Here is a 16641-nt window from a genome sequence, read left to right as displayed (position 1 = left end):
CAGGCTTGCGGCGCGTCACCTGCGACCGCAGAAGGAGGCATGGACGGGCTCGCCGCCAGCCTCATCGTGCTCGACTACGCCGCGGTCGCCGTGTTCGGGGCCTCCGGGGCGCTGGCCGCCGCGCGCCGCAAGCACGACATCGTCACCTTCACCTTCTTCGCGGCCATCACCGGGGTCGGCGGGGGCACGCTGCGCGACCTGCTGATCGCCGCCCCGGTGTTCTGGGTGGGGCGGCCCACCTACCTGCTGGTCTGCGCGGCGGCGGCGGTGGCGGTGTGGGTGTTCGGCTGGGGCCGCGGCCGCGAGCGTCTCCTGCTCTGGCTCGACGCCGTGGGCATGGCCGCCTACGCGGTTGTCGGGGCGCTGAAGGCCACCTCGGCGGGCGTGCCGCCGGTCTCCGCCGTGGTCATGGGGGTGCTCACCGCCACCTTCGGCGGGGTGCTGCGCGACGTGCTGGCCAACGAGCCCTCGATCCTGCTGAAGCGAGAGCTCTACATCACCCCGGCGGCCGTCGGCGCGACGGGCTTCGTGGCGCTGAACGCGCTCGGCCTGCCGCTGACGATCGCCGGCGCCCTGGGTTTCCTGGCGGCTTTCGGGCTACGGGCCGCGGCCATGCTGTTCGGCTGGCGGATGCCGGGCTTCCCGGGCCGCGCGCCACCGGACTAGGCCTTGGGCGTCCAGCTCTCGGTGTCGTGGTCCGGATGCTGGTTCGAGACCACGCTCGCGTAGTACCCCTCCAGCTTCGCCGCCTCCTCGGGAGAGCGGGTGGCGATGTCTCCGAGATCGTCCACCCAGGGCAGCTTGGCCTCCAGGCCGATCTGCACCACCGGCCGTACGTCGGTGGGATGGTCCAGCGTGCCGATGGCGAAGTCGAACCACTTGGGCCCGCCCTCGAAGGTGAGCTGGGTCCCGCAGTCCGGGCAGAAGCCGCGGCGGACCACGTTGGAGCTCTGGAAATACTTCGGCCGACCGCGCGTCCAGGTGACCTGCTCGGCGCGGGCCGAGACATAGGGGCCATAGAAGGCGCCGAAGGCCTTCTGGCACATCCGGCAGTGGCAGATGCTGGCGCGCCCGAGCTCGCCCTCGATGCGGTAGCGGATCGCCCCGCACTGACATCCGCCGGTCCGGATCATTCTGCAGCCTCCAGGATCGGAACGCGGGCGAGCGCCCGCTGGCCGTCGTGGCCAGTGACCTCCAGCGCCACGACCGCGCCCACCGGCGCCTCGCCGGTGAAGGCGATCTCGGTGAAGTCCTCGGCGCGGGCGACGCCCGGCCGCTCCACCAGGCCAGACAGGGTGCGGCCCACCTGGCGGGCGAGATGCCGGCCAAGCCCGGCCTCGCCGGCGGCGCGCAGGCGGGCGGCGCGCTCCTTGACCACCGGCCGCGCGAGCTGCGGCATCCGGGCGGCGGGCGTGCCGGGCCTCGGGCTGAACGGGAAGACGTGCAGGAAGGCGAGACCCGCCTGCTCCACCAGGGCGAGGGTGTTCTCGAACATCTCGTCGGTCTCGGTGGGGAAGCCGGCGATCAGGTCGGCGCCGAAGGCGACGTCCGGTCGCACGGCGCGCACGTCGGCCACCAGCTTCAGGGCGTCGGCCCGGCTGTGCCGGCGCTTCATCCGCTTGAGGATCATGTCGTCGCCGGCCTGCAGCGAGAGGTGCAGGTAGGGCATCAGCCGCGGCTCCTCGGCCAGGCAGCGCAGCAGATCCGGATCGATCTCGGCGGCGTCGATGGAGGACAGCCGAAGCCTCGGCAGCTCCGGCACGAGCCTGAGGATGCGGGCGACGAGCTGGCCGAGCGTCGGCTGGCCCGGCAGGTCGGCGCCCCAACTGGTCACGTCGACGCCGGTCAGCACCACCTCCTGGTAGCCCTGGGCCGCCAGCCTGCGGACCTGCTCCACCACCTCGCCGGCGGCGGCCGAGCGGGAGTTCCCCCGCCCGTAGGGGATGACGCAGAAGGTGCAGCGGTGGTCGCAGCCGTTCTGGACCTCGACGTAGGCGCGGGCGCGGTCCTTCAGGCCGTCGATCAGGTGACCGGCGGTCTCGCGCACGCTCATGATGTCGTTGACCCGAACGCGCATCGGCTCGGCGCCATCCGTCAGGGTCTGCGGCGCATAGGCGCCGGCCTGGGCCTTCTCGGCGTTGCCGAGCACGAGGTCGACCTCGGGCATGGCGGCGAAGGCGGCGGGGTCGATCTGCGCGGCGCAGCCCGTGACGATCAGCCGGGCGTCCGGCCGCTCGCGGCGGGCCTTGCGAATGGCCTGGCGCGCCTGCCGCACCGCCTCGCCCGTGACGGCGCAGGTGTTGAACACCACCGCGTCCTCCAGACCGTCCTCGGCTGCGCGCCTGCGGATGACTTCGCTCTCGTAGGCGTTGAGGCGGCACCCGAAGGTCACGATATCGACGGCGGCGCCGGGCGGCTTCTCGCTCACGGGAGCTCTCCCGCAAAGTCCACCGCGGCGGGGCCCGTCATAATCACGTGGCCGTCGTCGCGCCATTCGATGAACAGCTCGCCGCCGTCGAGTTGCAGGGTGGCGGCGCGGTCCACCAGCCCCCGTCGCGAGGCCGCGACCAGGGCGGCGCAGGCCCCGGTGCCGCAGGCCTTGGTCAGGCCGGCGCCGCGTTCCCAGACCCGCAGGCGGATGTGGTCGCGGCCGACAACCTGGGCGAAGCCGACGTTGACGTGCTCGGGGAACAGCGGGTGGGTCTCGATCCGGGGTCCGGCTTCGGTCACCGGCGCCTGCTCGGCGTCCGGCACGAAGAACACCACGTGCGGATTGCCCATCGAGACGCAGCCCGGCGGGGCCATCAGGTCGGCGTACTCGTACAGGACGACGCCCAGCTCGCGGGTGTCCTGTTCCGAGGCGAGCGGGATCTCCTGCCATTCCAGCCGCGGCGGGCCCATGTCGACGCTGACCAGGCGGTCGCCCGCCCGGGTCGCGAACAGGCGCCCGGCCTTGGTCTCGATCACCGCCTCGTCCTTCTCGCCCGACTGCATCAGCAGCCAGCCCACGCAGCGCGTGCCGTTGCCGCAGGCGGAGACCTCCTCGCCGTCGGCGTTCCAGAAGCGCGCGCGGGCGTCGACGCCGGCATCCTTGTCTTCAGGACCCGGCGGCTCGATGGAGATGAGCTGGTCGCAGCCGATCCCCGTGGCGCGGTCGGCGATCGCGCGCACCTCCTCCGCAGTTGGCGCGAATGGGGCGGAGCGGGCCTCGACCACGACGAAGTCGTTGCCGAGCCCGTTCATCTTGAGGAACGGACGGGCCATGGGCGGCGACATATAGGCGAGAACGGCCTCGCGCGCACGTCGGGCGAGACAGGCCCGTTGCGCCCTGTCTAGAAAAGCCGGCATGAAATCCTTCGCCGCCGCGCTTCTCGCGCTCGCCGTCGCCCTTCCCGCCCAGGCCCAGACGCCCGACAACGATCCCTTCCTCTGGCTCGAGGAGGTCGACGGACCGCGCGCCACGCAGTGGATCGAGGGCCAGAACGCCCGCACGGCGAACCGCCTGGAGAGGGATCCGCGCTATCCGACCTTCCTGACCGAGGCTCGCGCGATCTTCACCGCCAAGGACCGCATCCCCACGCCGCACTTCCGGGCCGGCGGGATCGACAACCTGTGGCAGGACGCTGAGCATCCGAACGGCGTCTGGCGCCACACCAGCCTGGCGAGCTATCGCACCGCCGCCCCTGCCTGGGAGACGATCCTCGACGTGGACGCCCTGGCGAAGGCCGAGGGCAAGCGCTGGTTCTACAAGGGCGCGACCTGCCTGAAGCCCGCGGAGACCACCTGCCTCGTGCGCCTGTCGAACGGCGGGGGCGACGCGGTGGAGCTGCGCGAGTTCGACACCAGGACGAAGCGGTTCGTGGACGAGGGCTTCCGCTTCGCCGAAGGCAAGCAGTACGTGGACTGGCTGGACGCCGACACCCTGGTGGTCGCCCGCGAGTGGACGCCGGGCGAGGTCACCGAGTCCGGCTATCCGTTCGTCATCAAGACCGTCGGCCGGAACGGGCAGGCGCGCGAGATCTACCGCGGCCAGAAGACCGACGTCTCGGCGGCCCAGATCGTCCTCCGCGGCGAGGGCGGCCGCACCGAAGGGCTGATCGTCCAGCGCGGCGTCACCTTCTTCGAGAACGAGTTCTTCCTGGTGACGGACGCAGGGCCCGTCCGGATCGCCCTGCCGCGTCGGGCGGAGCAGCAGGACTATGTGGACGGCCAGGTGGTCTTCACCCTGCAGGAGGCCTGGGGCGGCTTCCAGCCCGGGGCCCTGGTCGCCTACGACCTCGCCGCGCTGAAGGCCGGGACGGCGAAGCCGCAGCTCGTCTTCCAGCCGGGCCCGCGGCAGGCGATCCAGCAGGTGGCGGCCACCGACGGCAAGCTGGCGGTCGTGCTGCTCGAGGACGTGAAGGGCGCGGTGGACGTCTGGGACCACGCCGCCGGACGCTGGACGTCGAAGCGCCTGCCGCTGCCGAAGGACGCCAACATCACCCTTGTGGACGCCTCGCCCAAGGACGACCGGCTGTTCGTCAACGTCGAGGGCTTCCTCGATCCCACCGGCCTGTGGCTGGCCGACGGCGCCGCGGGAACGGCGGCGCAGGTGAAGACCCTGCCCGCCCGCTTCGACGCCGCGACGCATCAGGTCGAGCAGTTCTGGGCCACCTCGTCCGACGGGACGAAAATTCCCTACTTCGTGGTCCGGCCGAAGGCGGCGAAGCTGGACGGATCGATCCCGACGCTGATGTACGGCTACGGCGGCTTCGAGGTCGCCAAGCCGCCGATCTACATGCCCGAGGCCGGCAAGCTCTGGATGGAGCGCGGCGGCGCCTATGTCATCGCGAACATCCGCGGCGGGGGCGAGTTCGGGCCTTCCTGGCACCAGGCGGTGCTGCGCGAGAAGCGCCAGCTCGCCTTCGATGACTTCGCGGCGGTGGCGAAGGACCTGTTCGCGCGCAACATCACCTCGCCGCGCCGGCTCGGCATCTACGGCCGCTCCAACGGGGGCGTGCTGACCAGCGTCTCCATGACCCAGCATCCGGAGCTGTGGAACGCCGTAGTCATCGAGAGCCCGCTGATCGACATGCTGCGCTACCACAAACTGTCGGCCGGGGCCTCCTGGGTGGGCGAGTACGGCGACCCGGACGTTCCCGAGGACCGCGCCTTCATCGCGAAGTACTCGGGCTACCAGGCGCTGACGCCCGGCGTGCGGTATCCGGAGGCCTACATCACCACCAACACCCGTGACGATCGGGTGCATCCGGGCCACGCGCGCAAGTTCGCCGCACGCCTGCAGGCGCTGGGCGTCCCCTACCTCTACTACGAGCAGACCTTCGGGGGTCACGCCAACGACGCCGACCCCGAGCTGAACGCCCGCCGCTGGGCCCGGCACTACGTCTACCTGGCCCAGAAGCTGATGGACTGAGGCCTAGGCGGCCGCTTCCCGCGCCGCCTCGGCCTTGGCGATCGCCTCCTGGATGGCGGCGAGGAGCTGGGGGAGTTGGATCGGCTTGGGCGCCAGGGTGTCCATGCCGGCGGCGGCGTACTCGGCCACCTGGTGGGCCATGGCGTTGGCGGTGAGGGCCACGATCGGCGTGCGCGGCAGGCCCTGCTCGGCCTCCAGCCGGCGGATCTCGCGGGTGGCGGCGACGCCGTCCATCTCCGGCATTTGCACGTCCATCAGCACCAGGTCCCAGCGGCCCGCGGTCCAGGCGTCCAGCGCCTCGCGGCCGTCCTCGGCGAAGGTGACGGCGAGGCCCACCTGCTCGAGCAGGGTCTTCAGCACCAGCCGGTTGGTGGCGTTGTCCTCGGCCGCCAGGATCCGCAGGTCCTCCGGGGCGGGCTCGGCGGCGGGCGGGGCGGGCGCCGGCGCGGCGTGGACCGCCGGGTCCGCCTCGGGCAGGCGCATCCGCGCGGTGAAGGTCGAGCCGTGGCCCAGGTCGGAACGGACCGTGATGTCGCCGCCCATCAGCCGCGCCAGGCCGCGCGAGATGGAGAGGCCCAGGCCCGATCCGCCGTAGCGCCGGGCGCTGGAGGCGTCGGCCTGGGTGAAGCGCTCGAACAGGGCCGGCAGGACTTCGGCGGCTATGCCGGGGCCGGTGTCGGCCACCTCCAGCACCAGCTCGTCCCCCGACGCGGTGATGCGGGCGGTGACGCGGCCCTGGTCGGTGAACTTCACCGCATTGCCCAGCAGGTTGTAGAGGATCTGGCGCACCCGCATGGGGTCGCCCCGGCGCACGCCTCGGGCGTCGCTGGCCACCCACACCTTGACGCCCACGCCCTTGGCCTCGGCGAGGCCGGCGAAGGCCGCCTGCGCCTGGGCGGCGAGCGCGGCGACGTCGATCACGCCGTCCTCCAGCTCCAGCCGGGCCGCCTCGATCTTGGACAGGTCCAGAAGGTCGTTCAGCAGGGTGAGCAGCACCTCGCCCGACTGGCGGATGACGCCCAGGCGCTCGCGCTGCTCGGCGTCCAGGGCGCCGGCGTCCATCACCTGCGCCATGCCGAGCACGCCGTTGAGCGGCGTGCGGATCTCGTGGCTCATCACGGCCAGGAAGTCGCTCTTCGCCTGGTTGGCCGCCTCGGCCCGCAGCCGCTCGCTCTTGGAGGCGCGGAGCGCGCTGCGCAGCTCCTGCTCGCTCGCGTGCCACTTCCGGACCGCGACGGCCAGGTGCGAGAGAAACAGCACCACGCCGAGCGTCAGGAACAGCATGCCGCCCAGGGAGACCTTGCGGTCCATGAGCCAGGTGACCAGCGGCAGGGTCAGGACGGCGAAGGTCACCGGCAGCATGCCGATCAGCACGAAGGTCACCGAGGCGTTGCCGAGCACGGCGACGTTGAGGACGCCGGCCAACAGGATCACCAGGGCCTCCAGCCGGCCCACCTCTCCGCCCGCGAACCAGGCGAACAGGCCGATGCTGGCGAAGACCAGGCCGTTCAGCGCCTGGCTGGCGAGGTAGGCGTGCTCGAGCCGCCGGTTCACCGGCCCGTCGGCCGAGCGCCGGAGCGGGGCGGCGATCAGATGGTGGGCGAGCTGGCAGGCGAGGTTGACGGCCCACCAGGCCGCCGGCCAGGCGCTCTGGCAGACGTAGGCCGCGCCGGCGGCGATCACCACCGAGAACGCGACGCGGCTGGGGAGCTCGCGGGCCCGGGCCACCGCCAAGTGGTGGTAGGCGTTCTTCACGGGCGGGCCCCCATCAGGCGGCGGCCTCTTCGGCCGCGGGCGCGGCGGCGAGCACGCCCTGCATGGTGGCGATCAGCTCCGCGAGCTGGATGGGCTTGGGCGACAGCGCGTCCACGCCGGCGGCGGTGTACTCGGCGAGCTGGTGGGCCATGGCGTTGGCGGTGAGCGCCACGATCGGCGTGCGGGCCAGCCGTCCGGCGGCTTCGAGCCGGCGGATCTCCCGGGAGGCGTCGACGCCGTCCATCTCGGGCATCTGGATGTCCATCAGGATCAGGTCCCAACGGGCCGCGCGCCAGGCGTCCACCGCCTCGCGCCCGTTCTCCACGAAGTGGGCCGTGAGCCCGACCTGCTCGAGCAGGGTGGCGAGCACCAGGCGGTTGGTGGCGTTGTCCTCGGCCGCCAGGATCCGCAGCCCCGCGCGGGCTGGCGGCGCGGCGGCGGGCGGATCGGCGAGGGGCGCCTGGGGCGCAGCGCCGGCGAGTTCGGGCAGGTCGATGCGGGCGGTGAAGACCGAGCCCTGGCCGGGCGTGGAGCGGACCGTGATGTCCCCGCCCATCAGCCGGGCGAGACCGCGCGAGATGGAAAGCCCCAGCCCCGAGCCGCCGTAGCGCCGCGCGTTGGAGGCGTCGGCCTGGGTGAACCGCTCGAAGAGCTGCGGCAACACGTCGGCGGCGATCCCCGGGCCGGAGTCGGCCACCTCGAAGACCACACCGTCGGCGCCGGCGGCGATTTCGGCGACCACCTCTCCGCGCTCGGTGAACTTCACCGCATTGCCGACAAGGTTGAACAGGATCTGGCGCACCCGCATGGGGTCGCCGGCCCGGCGGCCGCGGGCGGCCTCGTCCAGGCGCACGGTCAGGGTGACGCCCTTGGCCTCCGCCAGCGGCGCGAAGGCGGCCTGGGCGTGGGCGCCGAGCTCGGCGAGGTCGACGCAGCCATCCTCCAGCTCGAGCTTGGCGGCCTCGATGCGCGACAGGTCCAGCAGGTCGTTGAGCAGGGTGAGCAGCACCTCGCCCGACTGGCGGACCACCGACAGCCGCTCGGCCTGGCGTTGCGGCAGCTCGTCGCCGGCCATGGCCTGGGCCATGCCGAGCACGCCGTTCAGGGGCGTGCGGATCTCGTGGCTCATCACCGTGAGGAATTCGCTCTTGGCGGCGTTGGCCTCCTCGGCGCGCAGCCGTTCGGTGCGAGCCACGTCCAGGGCGGCGGCGAGCTCGGCCGAGGCCTGCTCGGCCCGACGGGCGGAGAGCGCCAGGTGCACCAGATAGAGGGCGCAGCCGACCAGCACGAACGCCATGCCCAGCGGGTTCTCGGCCCCGGTGACCAGGGACATGCCCGGCAGCGCCAGCAGCCAGAGCGCGTGGGGCGTGCAGCCGGCCAGCAGGAAGCGGGGCGACGACTGGGCCTGGAGGGCGACGTTCAGCAGGCCGGCGGTGGGGATGAACAGGGCGAACAGGTGGCCTTCCAGTCCGCCGTCCCGCCAGCACAGGACGGCGATGGACGAGAAGACGGTGGTGTTGAGGGCGAAGGAGCCGATGTAGGCGGCCTCGCGCAGGCGACCGGGCATGTAGTGCGGGTCCCGGCGCATGGGGCCGGCCAGCCAGTGGTCGAAGAGCTGGATGGCGGTGACGGCGACGAGCCAGGCGACCGGCCACAGGCTCCCGGTGGTCGCCCAGACGCCGAGCGCGATCACAAGGCCGTAGCCGACCCGGCTCCAGAGCTCCCGGGCTCGCGTGACGGCGAGCTGGTGATAACCGGCGCTGTTCGTCATCTTCCCCCCGTCGGGGAGGATGCCGGCCTGCGGTTAAGACAACCCTGATATGGCTAGGCTTTTTCCGGCTGCGCCTGGCGCATCACCTCCGCCAGCAGACGGCCCTCCACGGCGCGGTTCGAGCCGGCGCGCCAGGCGATGACGATCTCGCGGCTGGGATGCTCGGCTGCGATCGGGCGGATGGCGACGGGGGCGGCCTCGGCCAAGCCGGCGCTCACCGCCATCTTCGGCAGGAAGGTCACGCCCAGCCCGGAGCCCACCATCTGCACCAGGGTCGGCAGAGAGGTGGCGGCGAAAGCCTCCTCGTCGGCGGCCTTGGGCGGCTTCAGCCCGCAGGCGGACAGCGCGTGTTCCCGAAGGCAGTGGCCGTCCTCCAGCAGGATCAGCCCTTCCTTCTCCAGCGCCTCGGGCGTCGCCGAGGCCTGCTGGGCCAGCGGGTGGCCGGACGGCATGGCCGCCAGCAGCTCGTCGTCGGCGACGTGCGCCCATTGGAGCCCGGCCATGTCGTAGGGGAGCGCGATCAGCGCGGCGTCGAGCTGGCCCGCCTTGAGAGAGGCGATCAGCCGCTGGGTCAGGTCCTCGCGCAGGAACAGGCGGAGCTTCGGGTAGCGTTCGCGCAGGACCGGCAGCGCCTTGGGCAGCAGGAACGGCGCGATGGTCGGAATCACGCCCAGACGGAAACGGCCGGTGAGCGGCTGGCCGGCGTTCTTCGCCGCCTCCACCAGCTCCTCGGCCTCGTTGAGGATGACGGTGGCGCGGCGCAGCGCTTCCTCGCCAACGGCGGTGAGGATCACGCCGGACCTCGCCCGGTCGACCACCGCGGCCCCCAGCGTCCGCTCCAGTTCCTGGATGCCGGCCGACAGGGTGGGCTGGGTCACGTGCGCGGCCTCGGCGGCGCGGCCGAAGCTGCCCTGCTCGGCAAGGAGCTTGAGATAGTGGAGCTGTCGGAGCGTCGGGAGCATGGCCGGACCCAAGATAGAGCCCGCCTATCCCACTTTCAAAGACAATCGATTAGCCGCAAGTCGGAGGCCGGCCTAGAAGGACGACGTCCCGCCGCGATCTCTCCCACGCGGAGCCCGGGCTCCTGGAAGGCCGAAGGCCGTTTCAGACGTCCGGGAGGAGTCCTCCCCCCACAACCCAGCTCCTCCCGGACGGCCGGCCCTACTCGGGTCGGCCGCTCGCCAGGTAGCGGGCGAAGCGGGTCATCTGCTCGCGCATCACCTGGTCCACCGGCCCGGCGAGGGTCTCGGCCAGGCCGGTCCTGGCTCCGCCCACCGCATAGGTCTGGACCACCTCCACCCCATCGCCCTTGGCCTTCACCTCGAAGGTGAGCGCGCCGGAGACGCCCTCCTGCTGCAGGGGACCGAGCGCGCCCTCGAGGCGGAGCAGGCCCTGGGCCGGCCAGGCCATCACCACCCGCGCGTGCGCCACCCCGCCGCCGGGCAGGGTCTCGCAGAAGCAGGCGCCGGGTTGCAGCGGCAGGCTCAGCCGCGCCGCGTCGCCGGAGTAGGTGTGCGACGGGTTCCACCAGCGGGCGACCTCTCCCAGCGCGGCGAACGCCCGCTCAGGCGTGGCCCGGGCCTCGACCGCGTTGCGGCTGGTGAACGACGTGGCGTCCTGGCGGACGACCTCGGCGCGCGCGGCGCCGGCGAACGCGAGCGCGGCGAGCGCCGCAAGCGCGATCCTCATGGCGGGATCTCCCCTAAGCCTGCTCGAAGCTTAGCGGGCCTCCCCAGAAGGTCTCAACCAGGCTGTGCTGCGCCCCGGGCTGGCCGGTGGTCAGGAAGCGGCGGAGGCCGCCCTGGCCCGGGTCGAACTCGGGATGGCGCTCGAAGTAGCGGGCCAGCGCGTCGGCGGTCGCGTCCGGCTGGTGGATCAGCGGCGTGCCCGGGGGCAGCGCCTCCCGGAACAGGTCGGCGACGATCTCGTAGTGGGTGCAGCCGAGGATCGCCCGGTCGGGGGGGCGGCCGACGCGGGTCTTCAGCGCCTGGACGTGGCGCTCGATGACCGCCTTCAGCTCCTCGCGTGGCGCCCCGGCCTCGATCATCCGGGCCAGCTCCGGGCACGGCTCGGAGAAGACGGCGACGTCCTGCCGTCGCTTGTCCACCTCGATCTCGTAGACCCGGCTGGCGGCCGTGGCGGGCGTGGAGAAGACGCCCAGGATGTCCAGCTTCTCCACCTTCTCGCCGCGGCGGTCGGCCTCGTGTTCCCAGGGAAGGCCGGTGGCCGCCTCGATGGTGGGCACGACGATGCCGAGCACGTTCACCGGCCGGCCGAGCTCGCGCCTGTAGCCGGGGAGCCAGGTCTGCTGCAGGCGGCGCAGCGCCACGCTGGCGGCGGTGTTGCAGGCGAGGACCACCAGGTTGCAGCCCTCGGCGAACAGCCGCTCGCACCCGGCCCGGGTGAGGGCGACGATCTCCTCGCCGCTCTTGCCGCCGTAGGGGGCGTTGGCCTGGTCGGCCAGATAGACGAAGTCGGCCGTGGGGAACCGCTCCACGAGCCTGTGGTGGACGGTCAGACCGCCCACGCCGGAGTCGAACACGCCGATGGCCATGCCCTGGTGTTAGCGGCGCCCGGCTGCGTCGGCTAGGGCGCGGGCGTGGGTTTTCCGTGCAGGCCCGCCGACCGGCGTCACATTAACGTCCTGTCATGTGACGTTCAGGGCGCGCCTGCCTAAGGTCCTGCCGACTTTCGTGTTTTTCGTCTGGAGACCGCATGCGCCGGCGCACGTTCCTTGCCGCTTCCTCGGCCCTGGCCGCCACGTCCTTGCTCGCCGAGAGCGCGCTCGCCCAGGCCGGCAATCCCCTGCTCGCGGAGTGGACCGGCCCCTTCGGCGGCGTCCCCGCCTTCGACAAGGTGAAGGTCGCCGACTTCAAGCCTGCGCTGGAAGCGGCCATGGCCGAGGAGATCCGCGAGGTGGAGGCCATCGCCAACAATTCCGCCCCGGCCACCTTCGAGAACACCATCGCCGCGCTGGAGCGGGCTGGCCAGGCGGGCGACCGGGTGTCGACCTACTACGGCATCTGGGGCGCCACGCTCTCGACGCCCGAGGTCCGCGCAATCGAGAAGGAGATGCAGCCGAAGCTGTCGGCCCACTCCGACCGCATCCTGCAAAACGCCAAGCTCTTCCAGCGCATCGACCAAGTCTATCAGCACCGCGACCACCTGAACCTGACGCCGGAGCAGAAGCGGGTCACGGAGCTGCGCTGGAACGCCTTCGTCCGGGCTGGCGCCAAGCTGACGCCCGAGCAGAAGGCGCGCGTCGCCCAGATCAACCAAGAGCTGGCCGGCCTGTTCACCAACTTCAGCCAGAACCTGCTGCACGACGAGGACGCCTACGTCCTCTATCTGAAGGAGGCGGACCTCGCCGGCCTGCCGGCTGACGTGCGCGCCGCCGCCGCCTCGGTGGCCAAGGACCGCGGCCGGGCCGGCGAGTACGCCATCGCCAACACCCGCTCCTCCGTGGACCCGTTCCTCACCTACTCGGCGCGCCGCGACCTGCGCGAGAAGGTCTGGAAGACCTACTACAGCCGTGGCGACAACGGCGACGCCTACGACAACAACGCGATCATCCAACGGATCCTGAAGCTGCGCGCCGAGCGGGCGAAGCTGCTGGGCTTCCCGACCCATGCTCACTGGCGCCTGCGCGACAACTCCATGGCCGACACGCCGGAGGCCGCCATGGCGCTGATGGAGCGGGTGTGGCCGGCCGCCATCGGACGGGTGCGCGAGGAGGTGGCCGAGATGCAGGCCATCGCCGACAAGGAAGGCGCGAAGATCAAGATCGCGCCCTGGGACTACCGCTTCTACGCCGAGAAGGTCCGCAAGGCCCGCTACGACCTCGATATGAACGAGGCCAAGCCGTACCTGCAGCTCGAGAAGCTGCGCGAAGGCATGTTCTGGGCCGCCGGGGAGCTCTACGGCTTCTCGTTCACGCCGGTGACCAACGTGCCGGTGCAGCATCCGGACGTGCGGGTCTGGGAGGTGAAGCGCGGGCCCGAGCACGTGGGCCTCTGGTACTTCGATCCCTACGCCCGTCAGGGCAAGCGCTCGGGCGCCTGGATGAACGCCTACCGCGGCCAGGAGACGTTCGACGGCAAGGTCACCACGATCGTCTCGAACAACTCCAACTTCGTGAAGGGCGCGCCCGGGGCGCCGGTGCTGATCTCCTGGGACGACGCCGAGACCATGTTCCATGAATTCGGTCATGCCCTGCACGGCCTGAACTCGGACGTGACCTATCCCACCGTCTCCGGCACTCGGGTGTTCCGCGACTACGTGGAGTTCCCGAGCCAGGTGAACGAGTCCTGGCTACGGACGCCGCAGGTGCTCAACCGCTTCGCCCTGCACCACCAGACCGGCAAGCCGATCCCGCAGGAGCTGGTGGCCAAGATCGAGCGCGCCTCCACCTTCCGCCAGGGCTTCGACGTCACCGAGTACCTCGCCTCCGCGCTGATCGACATGAAGCTGCACCTGGCCGGCGACGCCGACATCGACCCTGACGCCTTCGAGCGCGACGAGCTGAAGAAGCTCGGCATGCCCGAGGAGATCGTCATGCGCCACCGCACCCCGCAGTTCGGGCACGTGTTCTCGTCGGACGGCTACTCGGCGGGCTACTACTCCTATCTCTGGTCGGAGGTGATCGCGCTGGACGCCGTGGAGGCGTTCCGCGAAGCGCCCGGCGGGCTCTACGACAAGGCCGTCGCCAAGCGACTGCACGACACCATCATGTCCAAGGGCAACTCGGTGCACCCGCGCGACCAGTACCGCGCCTTCCGCGGCCGCGATCCGGACGTGAAGGCCTACCTGCGCGACAAGGGCTTCCCGGTCGCCTGACCGGGAGGGCCCCGTCAGCCGAACAGGTCGCCCTGGGCCGCCGCCGGCGCGCCCTCGATCGCCAGCAGCTTCAGCTTGGTCCGGGCGCCGCCCCGGGCCGAGAAGCCGCCGAGCTTGCCGCCGGATCCGGTGACCCGGTGGCAGGGGACGACGATCGGCCAGGGGTTCTTGCCGAGCGCCTGGCCGACCTGCTGGGCGAGCAGCCTGTCGCCGAGCCGCACCGCGACCTCGCTATAGGTGAGCGTCTCGCCCGGCGGGATGGCGCGGGCGATCTCGTAGACACGGGCGTGGAACTCCGGCGTGCGGGAGAGGTCGAGCGGCGCGTCCGACAGGTCGGCCTTCTCGCCGCGCATCAGCGCCTGGACGCCGGCGACGGCGCCGCCGAGCCGCGTCGGGACCTCGGCCTCGCGGGCCTCGGGGAAGCGGCGCAGGAAGCTCCGGCGCGCCGTCTCGGCGTCGGCCTCCGGCAGGTGGCAGGCGACGAGGCCCAGGTCGTTCCACGCGATCCCGGCCCAGCCGATGGCGGTCTCGAACACGGCGTAGTGGGTCATGGCGCGAAGATAGCGCCGTTCGCCGGGAGGCGCTGGCGGCTTTCGGACTTTCATGGGCGCCGCGCCGCCCTCGCCTTGACCTGATCCATCCACAGGCGCATAAGCGCGCGCTTCCGGCCTGATCTCGATCAGCGCCCTCCACCGCCACGACCCCCATCACCATATGGGACGAGGGCGGCGAGGCCCCCCGTCGACGCAATCGTCCACGGGGGTCGATCGCGTTTGGGCCATAGGAGAGTTGTTTGTTCGACGCACTGACAGATCGCCTGTCCAACGTCTTCGACCGCCTCGGCGGCAAGGGCGTGCTGTCCGAGAAGGACGTGGACGAGGCGCTGCGCGAGGTCCGCATCGCGCTGCTGGAGGCCGACGTGGCGCTCCCGGTGGTGCGCGACTTCATCGCCAAGGCCAAGGAGCGGGCGACCGGCGAGGCGGTGATCCGCTCGGTGCGTCCGGCCGACCAGGTGGTGAAGATCACCTATGACGGCCTGGTGGAGATGCTGGGGGGCGAGGGCGAGCCCGAGGCGCTGAACCTCTCGCTGAACCCGCCGACCGTAATCCTGATGGCCGGCCTGCAGGGCTCGGGCAAGACCACCACCGCGGGCAAGCTGGCGCTGCGCCTCTCCAAGGACCGTAAGAAGGTCCTGGTGGCGTCGCTCGACACGCGCCGTCCGGCGGCCATGGAGCAGCTCGCCCTGCTCGCCAAGCAGGCGGGCGTCGACAGCCTGCCGATCGTCGCCGGCCAGGCCGCGCCCGACATCGCCAAGCGGGCGATGAGCGCCGCGAAGCTGCAGGGCTACGACGTCCTGATCCTCGACACCGCCGGCCGCACGACGCTGGACGAGGCGATGATGGCGGAAGCCGCCGAGATCGCCCGCATCAGCTCGCCGTCCGAGACCCTGCTCGTCGCCGACAGCCTGACCGGCCAGGACGCGGTGCGCACGGCCAAGGCCTTCCACGAGCGCCTGCCGCTGACCGGCCTGGTGCTGACCCGGGCCGACGGCGATGGCCGCGGCGGCGCGGCGCTGTCCATGCGCGCCGTCACCGGCCTGCCCATCAAGTTCCTCGGCGTGTCGGAGAAGATCGAGGGTCTCGACGCGTTCGACGCCCGCCGGGTCGCCGGCCGGATCCTTGGCCAGGGCGACGTGGTCGCCCTGGTGGAGAAGGCCGCCCAGGACCTCGACGCCGCCAAGGCGGAGGCCATGGCCAAGCGGCTGGCCAAGGGCCAGTTCGACCTCGACATGATGGCCGACCAGCTCACCCAGATGAAACGGATGGGCGGCATGGAGGGCCTGATGGGCTTCCTGCCGGGCGTCCAGAAGATCAAGAAGCAGGTCGCCGAGGCCGGCATCACCGACAAGGTGTTCGACCGGCAGATGGCGATCATCTCGTCCATGACGAAGCAGGAGCGGAAGAAGCCCGAAATCCTGCAGGCTTCCCGCAAGCGGCGCATCGCGGCCGGCGCCGGCGTCGACGTGGCCGAGGTCAACCGGCTGCTGAAGCAGCATCGGCAGATGGCCGACGCGTTCAAGATGATGAGCAAGGGGGGCGGCAAGGGCTTCGCCCAGATGGCGCAGATGCTGGGCGGCGGCGGCATGGACCGCCTGAAGGCCCTCGGCGGCGGCAAGATGCCCGCGCCCACCCAAGCAGAGATCGAGGAGGCCGCGTCCAAACTGCCCGGCCTCGGAGGCGGCCCTGGCGGCCTGAAACTACCCGGCCTGGGCGGCGGCGGACTGCCCCCCGGCTTCAATCCCTTCAAGAAATAGACTGCAAGACCAAGGACTTGATGAAATGCTGAAGATCCGTCTCGCCCGTGGCGGCGCCAAGAAGCGTCCCTACTACTCGATCGTCGTCGCCGACAGCCACTCGCCGCGCGACGGCCGCTTCATCGAGAAGGTGGGCAGCTACAACCCGCTGCTGAAGAAGGACGACCCGAACCGCGTCGTCCTGAAGGCCGAGCGCATCCAGGAGTGGCTGGGCAAGGGCGCCCAGCCGACCGAGCGCGTGCAGCGCGAGCTGGCCAAGCAGGGCATCGGGACCTGGACCAACAGCAACAACCCGAAGAAGGGCGAGCCGGGCCAGAAGGCCAAGGAACGCGCCGAGGAGAAGGCCCAGCGCGAGGCCGACCGCGCCGCCGCGGCCGCCGCCGCCCCGGCTCCGGCCGAGGAAGAGGCTCCGGCCGAGCAAGAAGCTCCGGCCGCCGAAGCCGCTCCGGCCGAAGAGGCCGCCCCGGCCGCCGAGGAAGCCGCTCCCGCCGCCGAAGGCGAAGAGCAGGCGTCCTAAGACCCTCTGTCTCCGCCCGCTCCGGACGCCGGGGC

14 protein-coding genes are annotated in these 16641 nt (G+C 71.6%); 5 read left to right on the top strand and 9 right to left on the bottom strand.

Going from position 1 to position 16641, the window contains the following annotated elements; all coding sequences use genetic code 11:
* Positions 1 to 39 precede the first annotated feature (39 nt).
* On the top strand, positions 40 to 666 hold the full coding sequence (locus ACE3Q8_RS19540) for a trimeric intracellular cation channel family protein (protein ID WP_374472076.1): 627 nt from the start codon (positions 40 to 42) through the stop codon (positions 664 to 666).
* Here ACE3Q8_RS19540 and ACE3Q8_RS19535 read toward each other — a convergent pair.
* Genes ACE3Q8_RS19535 through dapF form a run of 3 tightly spaced genes read right to left on the bottom strand, consistent with a single transcriptional unit; the run spans position 663 to position 3264 of the window.
* Positions 663 to 1133 (bottom strand): GFA family protein, encoded by a 471-nt coding sequence (locus ACE3Q8_RS19535; RefSeq protein WP_374472074.1) that lies wholly within the window; start codon positions 1131 to 1133, stop codon positions 663 to 665. The two genes, ACE3Q8_RS19540 and ACE3Q8_RS19535, sit on opposite strands and share 4 nt — an antisense overlap.
* The gene (mtaB, locus tag ACE3Q8_RS19530) at positions 1130 to 2494 is read right to left on the bottom strand and encodes a tRNA (N(6)-L-threonylcarbamoyladenosine(37)-C(2))-methylthiotransferase MtaB (protein WP_374472072.1); all 1365 of its coding nucleotides are present in this window, start codon (positions 2492 to 2494) and stop codon (positions 1130 to 1132) included. The genes ACE3Q8_RS19535 and mtaB overlap by 4 nt, the downstream gene beginning before the upstream one ends.
* Positions 2425 to 3264 carry a diaminopimelate epimerase gene (gene dapF / locus ACE3Q8_RS19525; protein ID WP_374472070.1) on the bottom strand — a complete coding sequence of 280 codons (840 nt, stop codon included), beginning with the start codon at positions 3262 to 3264 and terminating at the stop codon, positions 2425 to 2427. Before dapF ends, mtaB begins: the two co-directional genes overlap by 70 nt.
* Positions 3265 to 3346: 82 nt before the next feature.
* On the opposite strand from dapF, the gene ACE3Q8_RS19520 reads away from it, so the two are divergent.
* The gene (locus ACE3Q8_RS19520) at positions 3347 to 5413 is read left to right on the top strand and encodes a prolyl oligopeptidase family protein (RefSeq protein WP_374472068.1); all 2067 of its coding nucleotides are present in this window, start codon (positions 3347 to 3349) and stop codon (positions 5411 to 5413) included.
* Between the two features lie 3 nt (positions 5414 to 5416).
* On the opposite strand, the gene ACE3Q8_RS19515 is transcribed toward ACE3Q8_RS19520, so the two are convergent.
* The 5 genes from ACE3Q8_RS19515 to ACE3Q8_RS19495 form a co-directional block, all read right to left on the bottom strand.
* Positions 5417 to 7168, bottom strand: coding sequence for an ATP-binding protein (locus ACE3Q8_RS19515; RefSeq protein ID WP_374472066.1), 1752 nt, complete (start codon positions 7166 to 7168; stop codon positions 5417 to 5419).
* Positions 7169 to 7181: 13 nt separating this feature from the next.
* Positions 7182 to 8939: an ATP-binding protein gene (locus ACE3Q8_RS19510; RefSeq protein ID WP_374472064.1), complete on the bottom strand. Its 1758-nt coding sequence runs from the start codon at positions 8937 to 8939 to the stop codon at positions 7182 to 7184.
* A gap of 53 nt (positions 8940 to 8992) precedes the next feature.
* Complete coding sequence (locus ACE3Q8_RS19505) at positions 8993 to 9901, bottom strand: hydrogen peroxide-inducible genes activator (protein WP_374472062.1); 909 nt, start codon at positions 9899 to 9901, stop codon at positions 8993 to 8995.
* A 199-nt stretch (positions 9902 to 10100) separates the two neighbouring features.
* The gene (locus ACE3Q8_RS19500; RefSeq protein ID WP_374472061.1) at positions 10101 to 10628 is read right to left on the bottom strand and encodes an SRPBCC family protein; all 528 of its coding nucleotides are present in this window, start codon (positions 10626 to 10628) and stop codon (positions 10101 to 10103) included.
* 13 nt (positions 10629 to 10641) lie between these two features.
* Positions 10642 to 11493, bottom strand: coding sequence for a glutamate racemase (locus ACE3Q8_RS19495; protein WP_374472059.1), 852 nt, complete (start codon positions 11491 to 11493; stop codon positions 10642 to 10644).
* A gap of 161 nt (positions 11494 to 11654) precedes the next feature.
* On the opposite strand from ACE3Q8_RS19495, the gene ACE3Q8_RS19490 reads away from it, so the two are divergent.
* A complete protein-coding gene (locus ACE3Q8_RS19490) occupies positions 11655 to 13775 on the top strand; it encodes a M3 family metallopeptidase (RefSeq protein ID WP_374472057.1) in 2121 nt (706 codons plus the stop codon).
* A gap of 14 nt (positions 13776 to 13789) precedes the next feature.
* Here the strand turns inward: ACE3Q8_RS19490 and ACE3Q8_RS19485 are convergent, their stop codons facing one another.
* Positions 13790 to 14326, bottom strand: a complete 537-nt coding sequence (locus ACE3Q8_RS19485) for a methylated-DNA--[protein]-cysteine S-methyltransferase (protein WP_374472055.1) — start codon at positions 14324 to 14326, stop codon at positions 13790 to 13792.
* A gap of 242 nt (positions 14327 to 14568) precedes the next feature.
* Here ACE3Q8_RS19485 and ffh point away from each other — a divergent pair, with 242 nt between their 5' ends.
* Both ffh and rpsP read left to right on the top strand, forming a co-directional pair.
* A complete protein-coding gene (ffh, locus tag ACE3Q8_RS19480; RefSeq protein ID WP_374472053.1) occupies positions 14569 to 16089 on the top strand; it encodes a signal recognition particle protein in 1521 nt (506 codons plus the stop codon).
* Positions 16090 to 16114: 25 nt separating this feature from the next.
* On the top strand, positions 16115 to 16606 hold the full coding sequence (rpsP, locus tag ACE3Q8_RS19475) for a 30S ribosomal protein S16 (protein WP_374472051.1): 492 nt from the start codon (positions 16115 to 16117) through the stop codon (positions 16604 to 16606).
* Positions 16607 to 16641 lie beyond the last annotated feature (35 nt).

Origin of the sequence: Phenylobacterium sp. (assembly GCF_041913825.1) — a bacterium.
Classification (GTDB): Bacteria; Pseudomonadota; Alphaproteobacteria; order Caulobacterales; family Caulobacteraceae; genus Phenylobacterium.
The sequence above is the reverse complement of the archived record's forward strand: the minus strand, read 5'-3'. Positions and strand labels throughout refer to the sequence as shown.